Source organism: Streptomyces sp. NPDC002537 (assembly GCF_053594975.1).
The window spans coordinates 19,696-43,187 of sequence record NZ_JBSFWT010000044.1 but is presented as its reverse complement, the minus strand read 5'-3'; the positions used below and the strand labels follow the sequence as shown (position 1 = coordinate 43,187).

The following is a 23,492-nucleotide window of genomic DNA, read 5'->3' as shown; positions in this document are numbered from 1 at the left end:
TCCCCGAACGACCGGGGAGACGTGCGGGACGGTGGGAGGGAAAGCAGGAGATCAATCCCCCGGGTCGTGCATGTCGGCCCCGGATTCGTCGTGTGCGTCGGCAGACGAGGGAGGCGCTCCCGGGACTCGTATACCGGAACCGGACCGTGCGCCCTCACTGAAGGACAAGTGGAATTCGCGCCCCCACTCCCGGCGCACTTCCCCCCGCCGATTCTCGTCCTGCCAGGTACAGAGCTGGTCGGCCAGGCGTCCGTAGTCAAGGGGAATCCGTGCGTTGTGCAGCAGCACCACCATTTCACGGAGCCGGACAGCCAGTGAATCAAAGGAGTTGGCAGTGCCGACGCGTACGAAGCGTTTGCGAAGCGACTCGCTCAGTTCATCATCCGACTGAGGACCGGCCTTCCGGCCTTCCTGGTCCGTCGTGGTGACAGGATCTGTCGTACCGCTCTTCCCCCATGCCAGGCGCCGGACCGCCCGCCCGAGACTCCACTCGAACTCGTGCATATTCGCGTCCCTGACGGACTGCTGGTGGAGAGCCCAGAGGGTCACCGCAAGGTGGACCGCCTCCTCCTCTGCGGTCTCCCTTCTTTCAACCCTGCCACCCTCGTCCGCGGAGAAGAACCTGGGTGGTGCTTCGCCCCTTTCCAGGAGAGACTCGGCGCCCTGCTCTTCCCGGAGGCGGGCCAACTCCTCGAGACCGTCGATGCCCCAGGTGCCGGGGGACTCGTGTGCGCGCTGTCCAATGCCTCTCCGCAGCCGTGCCAGAGTCGCTACGGCGACCGGATCGTCCTGGCGGTACAGAGCCTGGAGCCGGCCGACGCAGCGGGCCGTGGCGCGCCCCGGGAGGGGCCGCGGCCCATGGTGATGACGGCCGGAAGAGCGGCTGTTGGACGGTCCGCCCGAGGCGGTACCTCCTGAAGGCTGCGCGTTGATGGTCATACAGATACCCCCTGGTCGTCATGGCGGGTGCCGGGCTGGGAAACGGGAAGCGGGACGGCTCCGTCTGCCGTGACACCCGCCCCCGAGGAGACCGGAACCTCCCGCTGCCCGGCGGCCAGGGGCAGGGCCCGGTTCAGCCGTCGACGGAACCACAGGTCCGCGCGGGCATCGTTGATCCAGCGCTTGCCGATGCCGGGAACATCGACGACCCGTCCCTCCGACGCGGCCGGGCCCGCGGAGTCGAGCAGACTCCGACTGAGCCGGGCGACGCGATGACGTACGTCGGTCTGCCATTGCCGTCGGGCGACCTGTGGGTCGGAGTGCCGGGCCAGGCTCTGCAGCCACCTCCGGTACGGGCCGTCGAGCACCCCGAATCCGAGATCGCGGGCGGCTGATGCGGCCGGGGAGGGGTCCGAGCCGACAGCTGCGGCCAGATTTCCCGCGAGCTGGCTCAGAGCTGCCACCGCGTTCTGCGCGTCGGCCACGGCGTCGACCGCGGTGTCCCCGTAAGTGGGGTGCTCCTGGTGGAGCAGGACCACGGGAAAGACCACGGAGTCGTCCACGATCTCGTCCACGACGGATTGCTGAGTGCCGTACACGGCCCCGATGGTCCGCACGCGGATCAGCGTGAGCGGATCGAGTTCCCCTTCCGTGGTGAGCATCGAGAACCAGGCGACGACACCGGAGGGACGAGTGCGGGGTGCTTCCCCGCCGCCTGCGTCATCCGTGGCCGAACGCCGGGCGGGGAGGAGAGCCGCCAGCCCACGCCAGGCTGCCCGGCTCGGGTCGTGCTGTTGCGGCATGTAGACCGTTGGACGCCCCTGCTTCTTCTCCTGGGTGGGGCTGCGCCGCCAAGCCGACATGGGTTCCAGATTCCAGGGCGCGTGCAGATTGAGCGGGTCACCGTAACCGAGGACGACCCCGGTCACAGCGCCGTCCTTGGTGTGGAGGCGGATGCGCCGGGACTGCCACGTATAGAGATCACGCAGACCACCGGGCCTACGGTCGTACGGGTCTTCCCCGGGGGCGAGGGGCTCGCGGTCCCAAGCGGGCCGGTCGTCGGCTTTTTCGCCTGGGCCGCTCGCCCACCCCACGATGCCTTCGTCGAGGGGAATCAGGTTCAGCAGCAGGGTTTCGCGCAGATTCGTGCCCTCGGCGAAAACCCCGCCCAGGTTTCCGGCGGACCCTACGCCCAGCGGGTAGACCTTTCCGTTCCTGGCCCGTTTGTCGCCCGCCATACCGGACTTGATGCCGGATGTGTCGTAGGCGTGCGCGTGCACCAGCCACCGGGCCGCTTCCGCGTAGGCCAGCCGATCCACGCCGGGGCGGCGCATGGCGAAGAACGGGTCGCCGTTCGGGACGTCGGCGACGATCCTGTTGAGCGAGGCGACCTCATCCTTCCCCGTGCGGAGGCCCGGAGTCTGGAAGAACGGTCGCTCCGGGTGCAGCAGATCGAAGCGGTGCTGGTGACGGTCGAGATAGCCGGGAACTTCGGCGAACGGATCCCGCGAGTGCCACAGCTCGCTCCACTCCTCCAGCTCCTCCGGTTTGCCGTCGAACGCGTCGTAGAGGACCGCCAACAACAGTCGGAGCAGGGCGAACTCCTGGGTGGGGACATCGCCCACGAGACGCCGGATGTGGTGAGCCTGAGCGAAGGCGTCCCGCAGGGACAGCTCCTCCGTGCTGCCGTCGAGGCGCTGGACCGGCAGCCAGGGGGAGGTGGTGAGGTCGAAGGAGGGCGGTTGGGGTAACGGGGTGTCTGCCGGTTCCAAGAGGCTCACTTCTTCCACGTTGTTGGACCCGGGCGCAGGGCGGTCACGTGGGGTTGCGTGAGCGGAGGAGCCGAGGGCGGCGTGGCTTTCCGGCGTCTGCTGGCGATCATCGGAGTCCTCTCGTGAACCGAGCCCGTTCTCAGGCACCCTGGGCGTGGGCACGTCGGCGGACGACACCCGCAGCCCGTCGGCGCTGCTGTACCTGAGAACGAAGCCTGCCAGACGGGTCTGACAATCCTCGTCGAGGACGATCAGCAACTCGCCTGCCAGCCACGGGCATTCCTTCACCTGCCAGGCGTCAACTACGAATCGCTCCAGTTCGTCGATGGTCCGGTCGATCACCCACGGTTTTTTGCAGAACTGCCAGGGCAGGGTGATTGCGCTCGCGGCGACGGCCTCGGCGGCTCGCCTGTCCGGCGGGAAGTCCGTGGGCAGGACCACACCGCCCCGACCGCCGTCGAGCCACGGGACGGTGGTCAGCCGGCCGTCGCGCAGTCGCCGCACGACCAGAACTTCCAGGCTCTCTTCGCTGTCCCGTACCTGGGCGCGGCCTGCGCGACTGTCGTCCACGTCTCCCGCGTTGCCTCCAAGCCAGCCGTACACCGGCCGCCCCGCCCGGCGGACAGGTCCGAGGAGGAACGCCTCGGCCTTCTCCCGCTTCTCCGCCAGGAGTTGCAGATGATCTGCATGAGCCTTGTCCAACTCTTCAGAGCGGGGCGTCGTACCTTCACCGTAGGCTGACTGCACCAGCGGGCTGATGTGGTCCGGCAGCACGAGCGGCGCCCCGGCGAGGTGTGGCTCCAGCACCGCGAGTGCTCGCAGCAGGGTGTACAAACCTTGATAGACAGCGCACGATCCCTGCACCGGCACGGGCTCCGCCTGCCAGCCCTCCACTCCCGTCACCAGGCAGCGGGCCTGAGCCAGTCGCGGGGGCCGACTGCGCGGATGCCGGTGCAACCGGCCCATGCGCTGGAGCAGGAGGTCGACCGGGGCCAGATCGGTGACCAGCAGATCGAAGTCCACGTCCAGCGACTGTTCGACGACCTGGCTGGCCACGACGATGTGCGGCCCGACGGGCCGGTCCCCGTCGGGGCCGAAACGCTCCCGCAGCCAGGTGTCCTTGGCAGCCCGGTCAGCGGCGAGAAAGCGGGAATGCGTGACGGTCACCGCGTCCGCCCCGAACCGCTCGCGCAGCACGTCGGCTGCCTCCAGCACCCGGTCGACGGTGTTGCGTACGACCAATGCGCAGCCACCGCCTGCCAGTTCTGTCTCCAACCGGTCGGCGAGGAGGGTGAGGTCTTCGTCCAGTCGTTCCAATGTCACTTCCGTACGGCGTCCGGAAGCGGCCGGGGGCTGGGCGGTAAGGATCGGGGATCCCGGTGCGACGGCTGTGATCAGGGGGTACGTCTCGGTGGGCACATCGTCCGCCGCCCCCGCCGACCCGGAGTAGGCGGCGGCCAGCGCCCGCCTCCGGTCCGCCGGGAGGGTCGCGGAGAGCAGCACGACCGGTACGCGGTAGGCGGCGAGCCACTCCAGGACACGGTCCAGATAGCGGCTCATATACGCGTCGTACGCGTGAACTTCATCGATGATGACGACCTTGCCCGCCACAGCCAGGTGCCGCAGTGCCAGATGGCGGCTCTTCAGCCCGGCGAACAGGACTTGGTCGATGGTCCCCACCGCGAATGACGCCAGGAGTGCCTTCTTCCGTCCGCGAAGCCACTGGTGAGCGTGCAGTCCTGCCGGCTCGGAGCAGGCGGCTCGTACGTCGCTCACCCGGTCGGAACGGTCCAGCTCGACAGCGGCGATGGCGCGGGAGCCGGATCGCAGCATGCCTGCCCAGATGTCGTTGAGCGCGGACTTGGCGTGCGCCAGGACTACCGACCGCGGGCCGTCGAGCGGCAGATGCTCCAGCCATTTCAGGAGGCGGGGGAACATGGCATCCCCCGTCGCGCGGGTCGGCAGGGCCACCAGGCATCCGCCTGCCCCCGTCCTGGCGGCCAGGATCTCCGCCGCGGCGAAAGCCGCCTCGGTCTTGCCCTCGCCCATGGGCGCCTCGATCATCAACAGCCCGGCGGCGGGCATGAGCCGGGCCATCCGTACGGCTTCGGCCTGGACCGGCCTGACTTCGGCACCGGCGGGCAGGTCGAACCGCTCGGCGAATAATGCCTCGGCCGACTGGTCGGGCTCCGTCGGCGACCAGGGCCCCGGCAGATCGAGACCCTCCCACGCCGCCCGGAGTCGACGTGCTTCACCGACCGGCCCAACGGGCTGCCAGGACGAGGGGTCGTACGGGAACAGCTCGGGCGCGCTGGCAATCCAGTCGGACAGGATAACGATCGCGGTCAGCAATACCTGGACGGTTTGCGGCAACCGCACCGCATGCCAGGCGGCGAACCGCTCGGATACGCCGGTGAGTTCGGCGAATCCTTCCAATAATTCTTCCTGCACCTTTTTCCACGCGGCTTCGCTCGCACCGGGATGCCGGAGGAGGCGGGGGCGGAGCTGAAGGTCGTGGATTTGCTGGTGCTCGGGGGGCGTCCCATGATGCCCGCCCGCCACGACGGCGAATTGCCCGGAGGCGCGCGTGCTCATTCCGTGGCGCTCGGAAAGCCATTCCTGGAGAAGCAGTTGACCGGCCAGGCCGTGTGGAGCCATTCGCCGGTCGGTGCCGTACTCCTTGGCGGAGAGCATGTCGAGACCGGCGCTTCGCATACGGTCGGCGAGGGGCTCCACCTGGCAGGCGAAGGCGGGGGTCGCCTTGCCGATGTCGTGGGCGCAGGCGAGGAAGACGACGAGACGTCGCGCGTCCTCATGCCCTTCCGGCATGGGCTCTGCTGCAAGAGCCTTGATGCTGTCCGGAACCCATTCATCCCACAGCTTTCCGGCCACCGCAGCGCTGTCGGCCATGTGCCGCCACAGCGGCAGCCAGTCGTCGGTCCGACGGTCGTGCTTGGCCCAGATAATGCGGGCGGTAGGGGAGAGGCGAGGGAAGGGCGGGCTTGAGGTGGGGGGTGCGGTGCGCGTTGGTAAATCTGGCATGGCTGTGCCCCTTGGAAATGCGGTGCGCTGGAGCGTGTGGTCCTGAAGCGATGGGCGCGCCACTACTATTACGGTACTGCTCGCGGGTAATCAAATCTCCCAGGCGAAAGGCTACTTGGCCTCTGTGGCCCTCAGTTGGATGACTTGGCGCTGGGCTGCGGACGTGAGAACTTCCGGTTGGATCGAGGGCCGCGTTGCCAAGGTGGTGGGCAGATCGCATCGCAATGAGCCCCGCAGACGCGGGGGAGCTCACAGCCTTCTGGACTCTTCACCGGGTCACTCGCGCGTGCGGGGACCACGATTACCTGTGGCAGGGCGCCAAGGGTCAGCGGGGGCCAACCCCGCATGCGCGGGGATCACAAGACCATGGTCCTCACCCTCATGCTCGACGCGGGACCACCCCCGCATGCGCGGGGATCACCAGCGCGGCCGGCGGCGCCCGGTGACCCACGCGGGACCACCCCCGCATGCGCGGGGATCACGATCAGGCGCCCGGACTGGATGCACATCATTCGGGACCACCCCCGCATGCGCGGGGATCACAGGCCGACCAGGGCGTCGTGGATGCCGGCGACGGGACCACCCCCGCATGCGCGGGGATCACGGCCGCGGACGACAGTTCACCGCTGTCGAGCCGGGACCACCCCCGCATGCGCGGGGATCACTCCCGCTACACGGAGGGATCGCTGGTCGGCTTGGGACCACCCCCGCATGCGCGGGGATCACACCTCGTCTTCTACGGGAGCAGCCCCGAGAGCAGGACCACCCCCGCATGCGCGGGGATCACAGACTTCAGTGAGGGCCCCGGATGCGTCGCGCGGGACCACCCCCGCATGCGCGGGGATCACAGATGACCGTCCAGCGAGCGAGCGAGGGCGCGGGGACCACCCCCGCATGCGCGGGGATCACCTGCCGCTCCGTCCTGTCGTACGCCAGGGCGTCGGACCACCCCCGCATGCGCGGGGATCACAGGAGGTGACCAGCAACTTTGTCTTGCGGGAGACCCGTTTTTACTCACTACAGTGGATTCCGGCATTGCGGTCATTCGGCGCCTCCCGGGGCGAGGCGGTAGCTGTTACTCACCCCGACGTTTCGATCTCCTGAAGTGCCGTTGCCTGTACGGGCAGTAGCTCGGGGCCGTGTCGAGCGGCGGATCAATGGGGTCCTCCTTTGCGGGAAGGACCCCAGGCGTGGTCGAGCCTACCCGTAGCGGTGGTGGTCGGGGTGTTCACTCGTGCGGAGAGTGTTCCTTGTCTGGTGGTGGGTGGGGGGCTGTGAGGGGATGAGGGCTCACCTCAAGCACCTGCTGGTTGTGGGTATGGCCTGCAATGTGTCAATTCAGGTGTTACCTATGGGGCTTCGTGTGGCCAGTTCATCCTGCTGGAGACTCCCGAGCGCAAGCACTACGGGTGTGAGGAAGGCCAGGAGGCGGGCATGCCGCATGGGGATCCGGAGCAGGTAAGCCCGCGCCCTTGGCGCAACGTGAGTTCATACGCGCCACACCCCACCCTGCATCAACTCCCGCTCCCGCAGCTCGTTCTCCTCCCGCCAGGCCAGTACCCGGCGCGGCCGGAAGCGAAGGAAGACATAATTGGCGTTGGGGCGCGGGTCCCAGTTGAGCTTGGCCGTGAAGGCGTCGCCCGCGGCAGTCGGCAGGTCGGCGGAAGCGACGACTTCGGCCGTGCTCTCGATGAGCACGACATCGCGCGTCCGGTCGAGGGCTATCCAACACGTTCCGGTGGGCGAGAGGTTGCGGGCGGTCGGGTTCGTCCCCCGGGTGCACATGAGCAGGGCTCCGTCGTGCCAGACGAACGACAGCGGTATGAGGTGGGGTATACCGTCCTCGCCAGCGGTGGAGACCCAGGCGTCCACGTCCTCTTCGAGCCGCGCGAGCACGTCCCGCTTTCGCTGTTCGGTGCTGCGCGCCGGGGGATATTCCATCATGTTCGGGACGATAGCCAGCAAATGATCCGATCGCATCGGGCGAGGGCAGTACGTCCCGGGACGTAGGGCCGGTCCGATCAGCGGGCGTCGCTGCCCAGATCGGCCCAGGGACATGCGTCGAGCGACGCCTGACCCGCCGAAGGAGTGGCGGCGCCCCGAACAGCTGCCCAGGTTTCGCCCGGATCGCTACACAGGGAAGATGACTTCCTCAGCAGCATCCCGACGTCACTTCCTGCGCACGGCTGCGGCCGTGGCCCCGCTGCCGGCGCTCGCGGCACTCGCTCCGACGGCGAGCGCCGTGTTCGCCGAGGAGAGACAGTGGACCGGCGACTGGCCCGCCGTCTTGAAGGACGCGGTGGTGCGGGCCATGCCCGTCGCCGTGGAGTGGGCCCGTCCGGCGCGCTGGCCCTTCGGGGCCGTCCTGGTCGACGCCGGCACCGGGGCCGTCGTCGCCGGGGCCCGGAACACGTCCGACCTGTCCGGCGACAACACCGCCCACGCGGAGGTCAACCTGCTGCGCGAGGCCGCCGCGGCGGGCCGTGACCTCTCCGCGTACGCGGTGGTCAGCACCGCCGAACCGTGCGCGATGTGCGCGGGAGCGCTGCTGTGGACCGGGGTACGGGCCGTCGCCTACGGGACGTCCGTCGCCACGCTCATCTCCTACGGCGTCCCGCAGATCGACCTGCCTTTCCCCGAGATCGCCCGGCACTCCCTGCTGCCAGGGCAGCCCGCGTTGGGCCGCGACGTGCGTACGGACCTCACCGATCCGCTCTACCTCGGCCTCGCCATGTGACGGGGACAGCGTTCACCCGTGCGGGGAGTGTTCCTTCGACCCTGGCCCGTATGCGACTTGTGTGCTCTAGCTTCCGTTGGTACCGACAAGGTACGAGAGTCTGGGGTTTCAGCATGAGCGTGTACGACCAGCCGCCGATGGCCTGGCGACTGTCCGGGAACCAGGTCAAGTTGTGGCGGACGGAGGCCGACATCTCGCGTGAGCAGCTCGCGGAGGAGGCCGGGTACGGGCCCGAGACCGTCAAGTCCATGGAGCAGGGACGGAGGCGGCCGTCGCAGCATCTGCTCGAAGTAGCGGATGAAATGTGCGGGGCCAAGGGGAAGTTGGCGGCGGCCCATCCGTACCTTGATCCGGAGCCTTTCATCAGCCGCGTGCGCGAGTACATGGCCATTGAGGCTGAGGCGATCGCGATCCACTGGTACGAGGTCCTGCTCATCCCCGGTCTGCTGCAGACCGAGGACTATGCGCGTGTACTGGTGGGCAGTCACTGCCCTCCCGTCGACGATGAGACCGTCGAGACGCAAGTGGTGGCCCGAATGCAGCGGCAAGAGCTGCTGACGAAGGCGACCACACTGTTCAGCTTCGTGATTCACGAGGCAGCGCTGAGGAGCCTGGTGGGCGGACCCGAGGTGATGAAAGGGCAACTCAACCATCTCTTGAGGGTTGGCGAGTTCCGTAATGTCTCCATCCAGGTGTTGCCTATTGGCCAAGGGGCTACCCCTGGGCTCGACGGCTCGTTCACCGTTCTGGAGACCTCTGAAAGCAAGCTCTACGGCTATCAGGAAGCACAGGGGGTCAGCACTCTGCTCACAGAGCCGAAGCGAGTGAGCGACTTCGTAAAGTGCTACTCCATGATCCGTATGAGTGCTCTCGACACCCTGGAATCGGCTCGATTCATCAAGAGGTTGGCAGCGGAGCTATGAGTGCCGAACCGGCATGGTTCAAGTCCAGCTACAGCGACAGCGAAGGTGGCCAGTGCCTCGAAGCCGCTCCCCACCTCCTCACCATCCACCTCCGCGACTCCAAACGCAGAAGCAGCCCCCGCCTGGCCATAGCCACCTCCGCCTGGGCAGCCTTCATACGCTACGCGTCCAGCATTGCCACCTAGTTGATCGATTCCAAGGGGTCCGGGTGCGCCGGGCCGCTCGGGCTCGCCTTTAGTTGACCCCCTGGACCCGCTCCGCCGCGCTGCGTTCCACGCAGAACTCGTTGCCCTCAGGATCGTGCAGCGTTACCCAACCCGTTCCGTCGGGCTTTCGACGGTCCCCCTGAAGCGTGGCGCCGAGCGAGAGCAGGCGCTCGACCTCCTCGTCCCGGGTGCGGTCTTGGGGTTGGAGGTCCAAATGCACACGGTTCTTGACTGTCTTGCGGTCATCGACCCTGATGAACAGCAGGGTGGCTCCCGCAGCCGTGACCGTGGCTTCTGGATCCCCCGGCATGTCGTCATCAGCGAGTGAGCCGTCAAGGGCCTGGGCCCAGAAGCTCGCGAGAAGATAGGGATCGGTCGAGTCGACGGTGATATGGCGGATCAAGGAACTCATGCCCGCAATCCGATCATGAACGCCCCCTGTCGTCCATAGGCGGCCTGCCTCCGCAGACCACCGCCAGCAGGCTCTGGGCTTGATCGGAGAGACGTGGCCTAGCGATGGCCTAGCGACTGAGCGCGTCGACCTCGGCATAGCTGGGGATGCCGGCGGGCAACGGTTCGCCTTCCCGGACCGCGACTGCCGTGGCGACCGTGGCGTTCAGGGCCGCACGGAAGAGCAGGGAGCCGGTGCTGACCCGCCGCACGCCCAATTCCGCCAACCGGTCGAGGCCGAGGGCGGGCAGGTGCAGCACGTTGACCGGCACCGGTACGGCGGCGGTCACGGCGGCGATGTCCTCCGCCCTGACCAGGCCCGGCACGAAGATCCCGTCGGCGCCCGCGTCCACGTACCGTCGCGTGCGGTCCAGCGTCGCGGGCACCGAGGCGTCGACCCCGGTCCAGTAGGTGTCCGCACGGGCGTTGAGGAACATTTCGGGCACACGTCTCTTGACCTCGCGGATCAACGCCACCTGCGTCGCGGGGTCGGCCAGCCGGTCGCCACGCCCGTCCTCCAGGTTGATCCCGGCGACCCCGAGGTCGGCCAACTCGGATACCAGGTCACCCACTTCCCCCGGGTCGGTGCTGAAGCCCCCTTCGATGTCGATGGTGACCGAACACGGCAACCGGACCAACCTCCTCGCCAAAGCGACGGTTTCGCCGCGGGCCAGTCCCGCGGCGTCGGGCAGGCCGTTGGCCGCGGCCACACCGAGACTGGTCGTGCCGACAGCGGCGAACCCGGCGGCGGCCAGCGCTGCGGCCGACGCGAAGTCCCATGCGTTGGGCAGCAGCAACGGCCGGTCCGCGTGGTGCAATGCGTGGAACAAGGTGCTCAACGGGTCCTCGCTTCCACCAGGCCGGCCGCGAGCGCGAGCGCGTGCTCACGGCCAGGGCATGCGTGGGAGCCGATCCCGAAAGGCGCTTCTGCGAGGCTGACCTCCACGAGAGTGCCGTCCGGCGCTACTCGGCGGGTCAGGGGCACCGGCGGATCGGTTCGACCGGCCACGGTGTTCGCCACCAGGGCCTTGGTCGCGTCGCAGGCCTGAACGAGCAACCCGATCCGGCCGGCCGTGGCTTCGTCGGCGACACCGCCGCAGGCCTCGACCAGCCGCGCGACCGCCCGATCCGCCTCCTCGGTGATCGTTGTATGCGGCTGGTAGGACTTCGCCACCACTGCGACATCGTCGGCGACGTCCGCAGGCAGGCCGAGTGCTCCGGCGAGCACCTCAACCGGACCGTCCCCACGCTCAGCCGCCCGCAGCCGAAGACCGCCCGGGTCGACGGACGCCAGTTCGGCCACCGCCAGCGCACGCCTTCGGCGGTGAGCGGCGCCACTGCTGAAGCGCGCGACGGACGACCTCAGCCAGGCGATGCCACCAGGTGAGGAGTGGGGAACCGGTGGGACGACGAATTCCGGGTCGGTCAGCACGGCGTGGCTCATCAAGGGCATGGCGCCAGGTTAGCGGGCGGATCTGACAACGCGGCTGGGCCGCGACCGGCGTGAGTTTCTCGCGGCGCGAAGGGCGCGGGCCGGCAAGTTGCCAAACCCCTTAAAGTGGATCATCCAGGGCGGGGCGTCAGACGTGCAGCAGCACGGCTCCAAGCAAGCAACGAAGGACAAACTCCGTGACCGTTGTCACCTCCTACCGTCAAATCCCGGCCCTCCTCCTCGAGTTCGTGCCCGAGGCGGCGGAAACGATCGAGGAGGAGACCGGCATGCCCGTCCACAAGGCGGTTCGTGACGAAGACGTCGCTCTCGACTACTTCAACCTCCTCGGAAATGCGTTCTCCTACCCCATTCTGCTGCCGCAGCTGCGTGCGGGCGACCCGGACCGTGATCTCGTCGCACGGTGCTTCGCCTTCGTGGAGAAGCTGATGGAGAGCCCGGAGGGTGGGATTCGGTCGGCTGCGTATTTCCAGTGCCTGGAGCCTCTTCTCAATGCGCACGGCCTAATTGAGACAGCGCTTCCGTTCATGGGTGAGAGAACGCGGAGGGAGGCCGCGAAGATGGTGCAGTTCTACGCCGTCGAAGTAGACGATGGCACGCGGAGAAAGCTCGGTCTGTAGCTCTGCTGCATTCCGGTGAAACTGAAGGGCAGGAGCCGTTCGACGGCTCCTGCCCTTCGACGCATCCGGGAACGCGGGCGCGCCGCTCCCCTCAGACCAATGTCCCGTCAGCTCATCCGCAACGCCAAGAAGAAGTCCAGCTTGTCCTCCAGGCGCGAGAGATCACGCCCCGTCAGTTGCTCGATCCGGCCGACGCGGTAGCGCAGGGTGTTCACATGCAGGTGCAGGCGGGTGGCGCAGCGGGTCCAGGAGCCGTCGCAGTCGAGGAAGGCTTCCAGGGTCGGGATGAGTTCGGCGCGGTGGCGGTGGTCGTAGTCGCGCAGGGGGTCCAGGAGCCGGGCGGTGAAGGCGCGGCGGACGTCGTCGGGGACGAACGGCAGCAGCAGGACGTGTGAGGCCAGTTCCTGGTGGCCCGCGGCGCAGACGCGGCCCGGGCGGGCGGCGGCGACGCGGCGGGCGTGCCGGGCCTCTTCCAGGGCACCGCGCAGGCCCTCCGCGGAGTGCACGGGGGCGCTGACGCCGAGGGTGAGGCGGCCGTCGTCGTCCAGGCCCCGGGAGAGGGGCTCGCGGACGGCCGTGAGGAGGGTGTCCGCGTGCAGTCCGGGGGCGACCGGGGTCGCGCTTTCGGGTTCCAGGCCCTCCGGGCGGGTGGGCAGCGCGGGCAGCGGGACGAGTGCCACGGCCTCGTCGCCGAGGTGGGCGACGGCGATCCGGTCGGACGGTTCGGTGCCCGAGGCGTCCGGGTCGACGAGGATCTCCTCCAGGAGGGCCTGGGCGACCGGGCCGCCGGGCATGTCGCCGCCGTCCCATTCGACGCGGGCCACGACGACCTGCCAGTGCGGGGCCGTGCCCAGGCCGGGCAGCAGCACGGGTGCCGCCACCCGCAGCCGGGCCGCGATCTCGGCGGGGGCCGCGCCGGTCTGGACGAGTTCGAGGATCTCCTGGGCGAGCCTGCGGCGCACCGTGCGGGCGGCGTCGCGGCGGTCCCGCTCGACGGCGATCAGCTGGGTGACGCCGTCGAGCAGGTCGAGGCGCTCCGCGGGCCAGTCACCGGCGTCCGCCTCGACGGCCAGCAGCCAGTCCGACAGGACGGTCTCGCGGACGTCGCGGGCGGCGACGCGCCCGCCGCCGCTGATGGGGAAGAGCGAGTACGTGTTGCCCGCGACGCTCACCCGGTGCGGGCCGCGGCGGCCCGTGCGGGAGGCGGCCAGGTGCTCGCCCGCGAGGGCCGCGCAGACGGCCGCGGGCAGCTCGGGTCCGGAGCCCGCGAGGGAGGAGCCGGCGATCGGGCGGCCGGTGGGGGAGAGGACCCAGGCCCGCAGGTCCAGGTCGGAGCCCAGCAGGTCGAGGACGACCTCGGGGCCGCCGCCCGCCGGGCCGGAGGTCATCAGCCGCCGGTGCCGGTCCACGACCGCCGCCAGGTCACCGGCCCGCTCGCTGGACACCTGTCGCACCACGTGCTCGGTGATGGACGCGAAGGACACGTCCTCGACCACCGAGAACAGCGGGAGCCGGTGCCGTGCGCAGGCGTCCACCAGGTCGGTGGGGATGGAGCGCAGCTCCGCCTCGCCCGCCGCGAGCCCGGCCACCCCGGCCGCCGTGAGGATCCGGACGAACCGCTCGGAGTCCTCCGGTTCCCGCCGCCACGCGAGGCCCGTGAGCACCAGCTCGCCGCCGGAGAGATACCGGCTGGGGTCGCGGAGGTCGGTGGTCATCACGCCGCGCACGGAGCGGTCCAGCTCGTCCTCGCCGCCGAGCAGCCGAAGGCCCAGCGCTTCGGTCTCCAGGAGTGCGCGCAGCCGCATCGTGGTCGCCGCCGATCTGTCTTGTTGTAACCAATGGAATGCAGTGGGGTTTCTGAACCCCGTCTTTCGTTCGAATCTACAAGACATGGGGCATGGCCAGCGAACCGCTTCATGGTTTCGGTGACTGCACCCGGGTGCTCGGCCGGGCATGTACTGGTTCCACGCCGTGTGAACAGGACATGAAGCGCCCGGCCGGCCACCCCCCTCGAACCGCCCCTCGGGACCCGATCGAGAAGAGAAGATCCATGGACTTCCTGCGCCCCGGCAGCTGGGAGGAGGCGCTCGCCGCGAAGGCGGAGCACCCCGCGGCCGTCCCCATCGCGGGCGGCACGGACGTGATGGTCGAGATCAACTTCGACCGGCGCCGTCCGGAGTATCTGCTGGACCTGAATCGCATCGGCGATTTGTACGAATGGGAGGTCGGTGAGCGGGACGTCCGCCTCGGTGCGTCCGTTCCGTACGCGCGGATCGTCGCGGAGCTCCGCGGGCCGCTGCCCGGCCTCGCGCTCGCCTCGCACACCGTCGGCTCCCCGCAGATCCGCAACCGCGGCAGCGTGGGCGGCAATCTCGGCGCGGCGTCCCCGGCCGGGGACGCGCACCCCGCGCTGCTGGCGGCGGGCGCCGAGGTGGAGGCGGAGTCGGTGCGCGGCACCCGGCTGATCCCGGTGGACGAGTTCTACACCGGCGTGAAGCGCAACGCCCTGGCGCCGGACGAGTTGATCCGGGCGGTGCGCATCAGGAAGGCCGACGGGCCGCAGCAGTTCTCCAAGGTCGGCACCCGCAACGCCATGGTCATCGCGGTCTGCGCGTTCGGCCTCGCCCTGCACCCGGAGACCCGCACCGTGCGGACCGGCATCGGTTCGGCCGCGCCCACGCCCGTACGGGCCCGGGCGGCGGAGGAGTTTCTCGCCGCCGCGCTGGAGGAGGCCGGACTCTGGGAATCCGGCGCGCCCCTCGCACCCTCCCTCGCCGCGCGGTTCGCCGAACTCGCCGCCGGTGCCTGCAGTCCGATCGACGACGTGCGCGGCAGCGCCCGGTACCGGCGGCACGCGGTGGGCGTCATGGCCCGCCGGACGCTCGGCTGGGCCTGGGAGGCGTACCGTGGCAGGGAGAGGAACCTCCGATGCGCGTGAACTTCGAGGTCAACGGGCGGCCGCAGCAGGCCGACGACGTCTGGGAAGGCGAGAGCCTCCTCTACGTCCTGCGCGAGCGGCTGGGCCTGCCCGGTTCCAAGAACGCCTGCGAACAAGGCGAATGCGGGTCCTGTACCGTCCGGCTCGACGGTGTTCCGGTGTGCGCCTGCCTGGTCGCGGCGGGTCAGGTCGAGGGCCGCTCGGTCGTCACCGTGGAAGGGCTCGCCGACCACGCGGAGCGGCGCGTGGCGGGCACGCGCCTCACGGACCGCGCCGAGGGTACGGGACTGGACGAGTTCCGGCGTTGGCAGCCACGCCCTGATGATGCATCAGATACTCAACTCGCCCCGATCCAGCAGGCGTTCATCGACTCCGGTGCCGTCCAGTGCGGCTTCTGCACCCCCGGCCTGCTCGTCGCCGCCGACGAACTCCTGGAGCACAATCCCGATCCCACCGACGCCGACATCCGCGAGGCGCTCTCGGGCAACCTCTGCCGCTGCACCGGTTACGAGAAGATCCTCGACGCGGTGCGCCTCGCGGCCGCCCGCGCGGGTGAGGGGAGCTGACGTGGGCACCGAACCGGGAATCGTCCGCACCCCCACCGCTCTCACCCAGGGCAGCCGCACCCGCGGCGGCATCGGCGAGTCCACCCAGCGCCCCGATGGCATCCTGAAGGTCACCGGGGACTTCGCCTACGCCTCCGACCTGTGGCACGAGGACATGCTCTGGGGTGTCACCCTCCGCAGCCCCCACACCCACGCCCGCATCCTCTCGATCGACCTCTCCGAGGCCTTCGCCACCCCTGGCGTGTACGCCGTGCTCACCCACGCCGACCTCCCCGCCGCGACCCGCTACGGCCTGGAGATCGAGGACACCCCCGTGCTCGCCGACGGGGTGGTCCGCTACCACGGCGAACCCGTCGCCCTCGTCGCCGCCGACCACCCCGAGACCGCCCGCCGCGCCGCCGCGAAGATCAAGGTCGAGTACGAGCAACTGCCCGCCGTCACCGACGAGGAGTCCGCCACCCGCCCCGGCGCCCCCGTCCTGCACCCGGGCCGCACCGACGACCACGCACCCCACGTGCCCCACCCGAACATCGTCCACCGGCAGCCCGTGCGGCGTGGCGACGTCGCCGCCGCCCGTGCCCGCGCCGACGTCGTCGTCACCGGCGACTACGAGGTCGGCATGCAGGACCAGGCCTTCCTCGGACCCGAGTCCGGACTCGCCGTGCCCGCCGAGGACGGCGGTGTCGACCTCTACATCGCCACCCAGTGGCTGCACGCCGACCTGCGGCAGATCGCCCCCGTCCTCGGACTGCCCGAGGCCAAGGTGCGGATGACGCTCTCCGGCGTCGGCGGCGCCTTCGGCGGCCGCGAGGACCTCTCCATGCAGGCGCACGCGTGCCTCCTCGCGCTGCGCACCGGACGGCCCGTCAAGATGGTCTACAACCGCTTCGAGTCGTTCTTCGGCCACGTCCACCGCCACCCCGCCAAGCTGCACTACGAGCACGGCGCCACCCGGGACGGCGAGTTGCTGTTCGTCAGCTGCCGCATCGTCCTGGACGGCGGCGCGTACGCCTCGTCCACCCCGGCGGTCGTCGGCAACGCCGCCTCGCTGTCCGTCGGCCCGTACGTCGTCGACAACGTGGACAGCGAGGCCGTCGGCCTCTACACCAACAACCCGCCCTGCGGCGCGATGCGCGGCTTCGGCGCGGTGCAGGCGTGCTTCGCCTACGAGGCGCAGATGGACAAGCTGGCCGCCGCGCTGGACATGGACCCGGTCGAGCTGCGGCAGCGCAACGCCATGGCGCAGGGCGCGGTCATGCCCACCGGCCAGATCGTGGACTCCCCGGCGCCGGTCGCCGAACTCCTGCGTCGCGTCAAGGCGATGCCGATGCCGCCCGAGCGGGAGTGGGAGAGCGCGGGCGGCCCGCCGGACGTGCGCGCCCTGCCGGGCGGGCTGTCGAACACCACCCACGGCGAGGGCGTCGTCCGGGGCGTCGGCTACGCGGTCGGCATCAAGAACGTCGGGTTCTCCGAGGGCTTCGACGACTACTCCACCGCCCGGGTACGGCTGGAGGTCGTGGCCGGGGTGCCGGTCGCCACCGTGCACACGGCCATGGCGGAGGTCGGGCAGGGCGGCGTCACCGTCCACGCCCAGATCGCCCGCACCGAGCTCGGTGTCACCCAGGTGACCATCCAGCCGGCCGACACCCGGGTCGGTTCGGCCGGCTCCACCTCCGCCTCCCGCCAGACGTATGTCACCGGCGGCGCCGTCCGGCACGCCTGCGAGGCCGTACGGGAGAAGGTCCTGGGGATCGGCCGGGCCAGGTTCGGGACGTACCACCCCGCCTGGCAGAACGCCGAACTCCTGCTGGAGGGCGGCAAGGTGGTCACCGAATCGGGCGAGGCGCTCGCCGGCCTGGCCGATGTGCTGGAGGGCGAGGCCGTCGACGTCGAGCTGGAGTGGCGGCACCGCCCCACCCAGGCCTTCGACCTGACGACGGGCCAGGGCGACGGGCATGTGCAGTACTCCTTCGCCGCCCACCGCGCCGTCGTCGAGGTCGACACCGAACTCGGGCTCGTCAAGGTCGTCGAACTCGCCTGTGCCCAGGACGTCGGCAAGGCCCTCAACCCGCTCTCGGTCGTGGGCCAGATCCAGGGCGGCACCACCCAGGGCCTCGGACTGGCCGTCATGGAGGAGATCGTCGTCGCGGCCGACGGCAGGGTCCGCAACCCCTCCTTCACCGACTACCTCATCCCCACCATCCTGGACACCCCGGCCATACCGGTCGACATGCTCGAACTCGCCGACGACCACGCCCCGTACGGCCTGCGCGGCGTCGGCGAGGCGCCCACCCTGTCCTCCACCCCGGCCGTCGTCGCCGCGATCCGCGCCGCCACCGGGCTGCCGCTGAACCGGGTGCCGGTGCGGCCCGAACACCTCACCGGCACCTGACCGACATCCGACCGCGCCCGTCAGCCCCCTACGGGTGGTGCGGTCCGAGCAGTGTGGTCCAATTCCCTTCGTCTCGGGCCGTCCCCCGGGTCGTGCAGCCGCTCCACCTCCCAAATCCCGTGGCCGTTCCACCGGTTCCACCGGTCGCCCGCGGGTGCCCCTCTGAACCTTGGGAAGGCATCATGACCCACTCGTCCGTGGAGACCGGGACCACGGCGGAGCACACGGGCGCGGGCCCGTGTCCACCCGCCGGACGGTCCCGGCTCGACCGGTACTTCCACATCAGTGAGCGAGGCTCCACCGTCGCGCGCGAGATCCGCGGCGGCGTCACCACCTTCATGGCGATGTGCTATATCCTGCTCCTCAACCCGCTGATCCTGTCCGGCCCGGACGCCGGCCGGCACACCCTCGGACACGGCGCCCTGATCACCGCCACCGCGCTCGCCGCCGCCGGCTGCACCCTGCTCATGGGGCTCGTCGGCAAGGTGCCGCTCGCCCTCGCCGCCGGACTCGGCGTCTCCGGAGTGCTCTCCACCCAGGTCGCCCCCCATATGACCTGGCCGCAGGCGATGGGCATGTGCGTGCTCTACGGCGCGGTCATCGTGCTCCTGGCCGTCACCGGCCTCCGCGAACTCATCATGAACGCGATACCGCAGGCCCTCAAACACGCCATCACCATGGGCATCGGCATGTTCATCGCCCTGATCGGCCTGGTCAAGGCCGGGTTCGTGCACGCCGCCACGGGCGGCGGCGGGCCGGTCACCCTCGGCCCCGCAGGCGAACTCGCGGGCTGGCCCGTCCTCATCTTCTGCATCACCCTGCTGTCCGTCCTGATGCTCCAGGCCCGCAAGGTCCCCGGCGCGATCCTCATCGGCATCGTCGCCGGCACCGTCCTCGCGGTCGTCGTCAACGCCGTCGCCGGCCTCCCGGCCAGGACCTGGCAGAACGGCGCGCCCGCACTCAAGGGCAGCGCGGTCTCCATGCCCGACTTCTCGCTCTTCGGCCACGTCGAGTTCGGCGGCTGGGGCTCGCTCGGCGCCATGAGCGTCGGGATGATCGTCTTCACGCTGGTGCTGGCCGGGTTCTTCGACGCGATGGCCACCATCATCGGCGTCGGCACGGAGGCGCGGCTCGTGGACGACAAGGGGCGGATGCCGGGGCTGAGCAAGGCCCTGTTCATCGACGGCGCGGGCGGGGCGATCGGCGGCGTCGCCGGTGCCTCCGGCCAGACCGTCTTCATCGAATCGGCCACCGGCGTCGGCGAGGGCGCCCGTACGGGGCTCTCCTCCGTCGTCACCGGACTCTTCTTCACCGCCTGCCTCTTCTTCACCCCGCTCACGCGGATCGTGCCCGGCGAGGTGGCGGCGGCGGCCCTCGTCGTCATCGGCGCGATGATGATGAGCAACGCGCGGCACGTCGACTGGGGGGACAGCGCGGTGGCCGTGCCGGCGTTCCTGACCGTGGTGCTGATGCCGTTCACGTACTCGATCACGGCGGGGGTGGGGGCGGGGATCATCGCCCACACGGCGATCAGGACGGCGGAGGGCAAGTGGCGGGAGCCCGGGTTTTTCATGTGGGTGCTCACCGTTGTTTTCGGCGTGTACTTCGCGCTGCATCCGATCGAGGGGTGGTTGGGGGTGGGGTAGCCCTGACGTCGGCTGTCGCCTGCGGGCCGGTTCGCGCCTGCGGCGGTGGCGGCCTGCGGCCGCGTCCTCAAACGCCGGACGGGCTGGATTTGCCGGCCGTAGTCCGCAACCTGCGGGCATTTCAGCCCGTCCTGGGGGCACCTCCTGGGGGTCCCCCCGGACGGAGTCTGGGGGAGGTAGCTGGGGGAGTTTGAGGACGACATCGCGCGGAGCGCGGTCGGGGGTCCGGGGGTCTCCCCCGCCACGCGGCGGAGCCGCACATCGGATGCTGCGGGAAGGGGCGGGGCTGGGGAACAAAGCCCGCCGCCACCCACCGGCCGCACACTGGAATACATACCGAGGGGACAGAACCATGCTCGACCTCGCAGAGGACCTGCACCGCTGGTGCGAAGAAGGCAGAGACTTCGCGGTGGCCACCGTCGTCGCCGTGCGCGGCAGCGCGCCCCGGCAGCCGGGGGCCGCTCTCGCCGTGGACCGGGACGGTACGGCCATCGGGTCGGTGTCCGGCGGGTGCGTCGAAGGCGCCGTCTACGACCTCTGCCGGGAGGCACTGGCGGACGGCGCCGCGGGCACCAGCGTGCTGGAACGGTTCGGCTACTCCGACGAGGACGCCTTCGCGGTGGGGCTGACCTGCGGTGGCGTCATCGACATCCTCGTCACCCCGGTACGGGCGGACGCCCCGGACCGGGCGGTGCACGCGGCCGCGCTGGCCGCCGCCGCGCGCGGTGGGACGACGGCACTCGCGCGCGTCGTCGAGGGCCCGCCCGCGCTGTTGGGCCGCCCCCTGCTCGTAGGGCCCGACGGCACGCGTTCCGGCACCCTCGGCGGTCCCGGCGCGCTCGACGACGCCGCCGCGCGGGAGACGGCGGCGCTGCTGGACCTCGGGCACACGGGCACCGTGCGGGTGGCGTACGGCGCCGACGGGGCGGGGGAGAGCGGTTCGCGCTGCGGAGAGCAGGTGGTGCTGCTGGTCGAGTCCAGCCTCCCGCCGCCCCGCATGGTCGTCTTCGGGGCGGTGGACTTCGCGGCCGCGCTCGTGGGCGTCGGCAAGTTCCTCGGCTACCACGTCACGGTCTGCGACGCCCGCCCCGTCTTCGCCACCGCCGACCGCTTCCCCGGCGCCGACGAGGTCGTGGTGGACTGGCCGCACCGCTACCTCGACTCCCAGGAGCTGGACGGCCGTTCGGTGCTGTGCGTCCTCACCCACGACGCGAAGTTCGACATCCCGCTGCTGGAACGGGCGTTGCGGCTGCCGGTCGCCTACGTCGGCGCGATGGGCTCCCGCCGCACGCACGAGGACCGGCTCGGGCGGCTGCGCAGGGCGGGGGTCGGTGAGCGGGAGCTGGACCGGCTGCGCTCGCCCATCGGCCTGGACCTCGGGGCCCGGACCCCCGAGGAGACCGCGCTGTCCATAGCCGCCGAGATCGTCGCCGCCCGCCGCGGCGGCACGGGGACACCGCTCACCGGGGCGCACACCCCCATCCACCGGGACGCGCGAGCGGCCTGACGACTTATAGACCCCATACGCCTCATAAATCTCGCAGATCTCGCAGACCTCGGAAGCTGGGGTTCCGGACGCCGCTGCCGGGCGTGTTCATGCCGTGTGGCACGATGCCCCGCACTGTCCTGTTTTCCCAGCTCAGAGAGTTACCTTGGCTTCCTTCAGATGGTCCCGGACCCTCGCCGTCGCGCTCTGTCTGGCGGCGGGCGGCACGACCGCCGCCGCCACCGCGGCCCTCGCCGCCCCGGCACCCGCCCCGTCCGACGCGCGCGCGGCGGAGAAGTACTGGACGGCGGAGCGCATGGCGAGTGCCAAGCCCGCCGACGCGGTCCGCGCCACCGCACCCGCCGCCATGGCGCCGCGCGCCCGCGGCCTGGCCGCCGCCGCGCCGTCCGGCACGCCGCAGGGCACGTACGGCGACGGCCTGCCCATGGTCGGGACGTTCTTCAGCAGCGCGGGCCCCGACGGCCCCACGTACTGCACCGCCAGCGTGGTGCACAGCGCGGGCCGCAACCTCGTGCTCACCGCCGGCCACTGCGCCAAGTCCCTCGCGGGCGGCGGCCAGCGCATCTTCGTGCCGCAGTACCGCAAGGGCCTGGACGCGGCCCGCCAGCCGTACGGCGTCTTCCCCGTGGACCGGGTCTTCACCGACCCCCGCTACACCAGGAACAGCAAGGGGCCGGACTCCGACCTGGACTTCGGCTTCGCCCGCGTCTCCCCGAACGCCCGGGGCGCCACCGTGGAGGACAGCACCGGTGCCCTCCGGCTGACCCCCACCCCGCGCTGGACCAGCACGGTCACCGTGACCGGCTACCCGGGTTCGCGCAACCCGGACCAGAAGGCCGTCAGCTGCACCGTGCCCACCTCGCGGCTCGCGGGCTACCGCCAGCTCCAGATGGTGTGCGGCGGCTTCTACGGCGGCACCTCCGGCAGCCCCTGGATCGCCAACTACGACGCCAAGAACCGCACTGGCGACGTCATCGGCAACCTCGGCGGCTGGAACGGCGGCGGCAACGCCACCGGCGACGACTGGATCAGCTACTCCCCGGTCCACGGCCGCGAGATCCAGGACCTCTACCAGGACGCGGTCGCCGACCGGACGCCCGTCCGCGACCCGTACCAGCCGCCGTCCGACGGCGCCCGGCTGGCCGGCAGCGCGTCTACGTGGAGCCATGCCAGGTTCACGGTCTCCGGCGACTACGACGGCGACGGCCGCGACGACCTGCTGACGGTCTGGAGCGACGGCGAGGTCACCCTCTACCCCGGCGACGGCAAGGGTGGCTTCGGCGCCGAGCGGCAGCTCGCCAAGCCGCAGAGCTACTGGAAGCGCGCCCAGGCCGTCACCAGTGGCGACTTCAGCGGCACCGGCCGCCCCGACGTCATGGTGCGCTGGGACACCGGCAAGGTCAGCTACTACGAGGACGTCGACCCGACGGGCTTCGACAACAAGAAGGAGTACACCCTCGCCGCCGGGGGCTCCGCCTGGAAGGACGCCGCGCAGATCACGGCCGGCCGCTACACCTCCGACCGGGCGAACGACGTGATCGTGCGCTGGGCCGACGGCAAGGTCACCCTGCACAGCGGCGTGGGTCCGGCCGGCACGGGCACCGAGCGCCGCCTCGCCGACCCCGGCTCGTTCTGGCGCAACTCCGCGGCCCTCACCAGCGCGCTCCCCGCGGGCCAGGACCGCTCGCGGCTGATCGCCCGCTGGGCCGACGGCTCCCTGGGCAGCTTCACGCTCACCGGCAGCGGGCTCTCCGGCACCCGGCTCCAGGCCCCCAACGCGTCCTGGGCGTCCCCGGCGATGACCGCGGGCGACTTCAGCGGCTCGGGCCGAGCCGACGGCCTCCTCGTCCGCTGGCTCGACGGCGAGACCTCGCTCTACGAAGGCACCACCGCGGACACCCTCGGCACGTGGATCCCACTGGTCAACGGCAGCTGACTCGGCGTCAGTCACGGCGGGGAGTGCCGGATGCCCGGCGTTCGCCGGGCCCTTACCGACTGGCTGAGCGTCAGCCGGTGAAGAGCCCGGCGCAGGCCGGCTGAACTTGCCGGTCAGCACCGGCCTGCCGGCGTCAGCCACGGCAGGGACCATCGGCCTCTGGGGCACGCCGTCCCTTCACCGGCCGACCGGGTGTCGGCCGGTGAAGGGCGACGGGCATCGGCCGGCTGAACCCGCCGGTCGGTACCGGCTGATCCGGCGTCAGCTGGGCAAGAGGCGCCGGACGCCCGGGATTCGCCGGGCATTCACCGGCCGGCTGAGCGTCAGCCGATGAACGGGTGGCGCCGGTCGGCTGAACCCGCCGGTTG

General features: G+C 70.5%; 17 protein-coding genes and 1 CRISPR repeat array. Of the genes, 10 read left to right on the top strand and 7 right to left on the bottom strand.

Features of this window, described 5'->3' with window-relative positions:
- Positions 1–51: 51 nt before the first annotated feature.
- The 3 genes from casB to ACWD4A_RS20535 form a co-directional block, all read right to left on the bottom strand.
- Positions 52–939, bottom strand: coding sequence for a type I-E CRISPR-associated protein Cse2/CasB (gene casB / locus ACWD4A_RS20545; RefSeq protein ID WP_451195771.1), 888 nt, complete (start codon positions 937–939; stop codon positions 52–54).
- On the bottom strand, positions 936–5,753 hold the full coding sequence (gene casA, locus ACWD4A_RS20540; RefSeq protein ID WP_451195769.1) for a type I-E CRISPR-associated protein Cse1/CasA: 4,818 nt from the start codon (positions 5,751–5,753) through the stop codon (positions 936–938). The genes casB and casA overlap by 4 nt, the downstream gene beginning before the upstream one ends.
- 330 nt (positions 5,754–6,083) lie before the next feature.
- Positions 6,084–6,723: direct repeats of the CRISPR family, unit length 30 nt; unit sequence CGGGACCACCCCCGCATGCGCGGGGATCAC.
- 518 nt (positions 6,724–7,241) lie between these two features.
- On the bottom strand, positions 7,242–7,697 hold the full coding sequence (locus tag ACWD4A_RS20535) for a pyridoxamine 5'-phosphate oxidase family protein (protein ID WP_451195768.1): 456 nt from the start codon (positions 7,695–7,697) through the stop codon (positions 7,242–7,244).
- A gap of 199 nt (positions 7,698–7,896) precedes the next feature.
- On the opposite strand from ACWD4A_RS20535, the gene ACWD4A_RS20530 reads away from it, so the two are divergent.
- The 3 genes from ACWD4A_RS20530 (at position 7,897) to ACWD4A_RS20520 (ending at position 9,598) form a co-directional block, all read left to right on the top strand.
- Positions 7,897–8,490, top strand: coding sequence for a nucleoside deaminase (locus tag ACWD4A_RS20530; protein WP_451195766.1), 594 nt, complete (start codon positions 7,897–7,899; stop codon positions 8,488–8,490).
- Positions 8,491–8,603: 113 nt separating this feature from the next.
- Positions 8,604–9,413: a helix-turn-helix domain-containing protein gene (locus ACWD4A_RS20525; protein ID WP_451195764.1), complete on the top strand. Its 810-nt coding sequence runs from the start codon at positions 8,604–8,606 to the stop codon at positions 9,411–9,413.
- A complete protein-coding gene (locus tag ACWD4A_RS20520) occupies positions 9,410–9,598 on the top strand; it encodes a DUF397 domain-containing protein (RefSeq protein ID WP_451195762.1) in 189 nt (62 codons plus the stop codon). The genes ACWD4A_RS20525 and ACWD4A_RS20520 overlap by 4 nt, the downstream gene beginning before the upstream one ends.
- A 49-nt stretch (positions 9,599–9,647) precedes the next feature.
- Here ACWD4A_RS20520 and ACWD4A_RS20515 read toward each other — a convergent pair whose 3' ends face one another.
- From ACWD4A_RS20515 to ACWD4A_RS20505, 3 genes are all read right to left on the bottom strand, one after another.
- On the bottom strand, positions 9,648–10,031 hold the full coding sequence (locus tag ACWD4A_RS20515; RefSeq protein ID WP_451195760.1) for a VOC family protein: 384 nt from the start codon (positions 10,029–10,031) through the stop codon (positions 9,648–9,650).
- A 109-nt stretch (positions 10,032–10,140) separates the two neighbouring features.
- Positions 10,141–10,899 (bottom strand): isocitrate lyase/PEP mutase family protein, encoded by a 759-nt coding sequence (locus ACWD4A_RS20510; RefSeq protein WP_451195758.1) that lies wholly within the window; start codon positions 10,897–10,899, stop codon positions 10,141–10,143.
- A 5-nt stretch (positions 10,900–10,904) separates the two neighbouring features.
- On the bottom strand, positions 10,905–11,522 hold the full coding sequence (locus ACWD4A_RS20505) for a hypothetical protein (RefSeq protein ID WP_451195756.1): 618 nt from the start codon (positions 11,520–11,522) through the stop codon (positions 10,905–10,907).
- Between the two features lie 176 nt (positions 11,523–11,698).
- Between ACWD4A_RS20505 and ACWD4A_RS20500 the strand changes: the two genes are divergently transcribed.
- Positions 11,699–12,139 (top strand): hypothetical protein, encoded by a 441-nt coding sequence (locus ACWD4A_RS20500; RefSeq protein ID WP_451195754.1) that lies wholly within the window; start codon positions 11,699–11,701, stop codon positions 12,137–12,139.
- Positions 12,140–12,246: 107 nt separating this feature from the next.
- Here the strand turns inward: ACWD4A_RS20500 and ACWD4A_RS20495 are convergent, their stop codons facing one another.
- On the bottom strand, positions 12,247–13,944 hold the full coding sequence (locus ACWD4A_RS20495) for a PucR family transcriptional regulator (RefSeq protein WP_451195750.1): 1,698 nt from the start codon (positions 13,942–13,944) through the stop codon (positions 12,247–12,249).
- 245 nt (positions 13,945–14,189) lie between these two features.
- On the opposite strand from ACWD4A_RS20495, the gene ACWD4A_RS20490 reads away from it, so the two are divergent.
- The 6 genes from ACWD4A_RS20490 to ACWD4A_RS20465 all read left to right on the top strand — a co-directional run bounded on the left by ACWD4A_RS20490 (position 14,190) and on the right by ACWD4A_RS20465 (position 23,124).
- Complete coding sequence (locus ACWD4A_RS20490) at positions 14,190–15,077, top strand: FAD binding domain-containing protein (protein ID WP_451195748.1); 888 nt, start codon at positions 14,190–14,192, stop codon at positions 15,075–15,077.
- On the top strand, positions 15,068–15,643 hold the full coding sequence (locus ACWD4A_RS20485; RefSeq protein ID WP_451195747.1) for a (2Fe-2S)-binding protein: 576 nt from the start codon (positions 15,068–15,070) through the stop codon (positions 15,641–15,643). Before ACWD4A_RS20490 ends, ACWD4A_RS20485 begins: the two co-directional genes overlap by 10 nt.
- 1 nt (position 15,644) lies before the next feature.
- Positions 15,645–18,035, top strand: coding sequence for a xanthine dehydrogenase subunit D (gene pucD, locus ACWD4A_RS20480; RefSeq protein WP_451195745.1), 2,391 nt, complete (start codon positions 15,645–15,647; stop codon positions 18,033–18,035).
- Positions 18,036–18,217: 182 nt separating this feature from the next.
- Positions 18,218–19,681 carry an NCS2 family permease gene (locus tag ACWD4A_RS20475; RefSeq protein ID WP_451195743.1) on the top strand — a complete coding sequence of 488 codons (1,464 nt, stop codon included), beginning with the start codon at positions 18,218–18,220 and terminating at the stop codon, positions 19,679–19,681.
- A gap of 352 nt (positions 19,682–20,033) precedes the next feature.
- Positions 20,034–21,188 carry an XdhC family protein gene (locus ACWD4A_RS20470; protein ID WP_451195741.1) on the top strand — a complete coding sequence of 385 codons (1,155 nt, stop codon included), beginning with the start codon at positions 20,034–20,036 and terminating at the stop codon, positions 21,186–21,188.
- A gap of 145 nt (positions 21,189–21,333) precedes the next feature.
- Positions 21,334–23,124: a trypsin-like serine peptidase gene (locus ACWD4A_RS20465; protein WP_451195739.1), complete on the top strand. Its 1,791-nt coding sequence runs from the start codon at positions 21,334–21,336 to the stop codon at positions 23,122–23,124.
- Positions 23,125–23,492 lie beyond the last annotated feature (368 nt).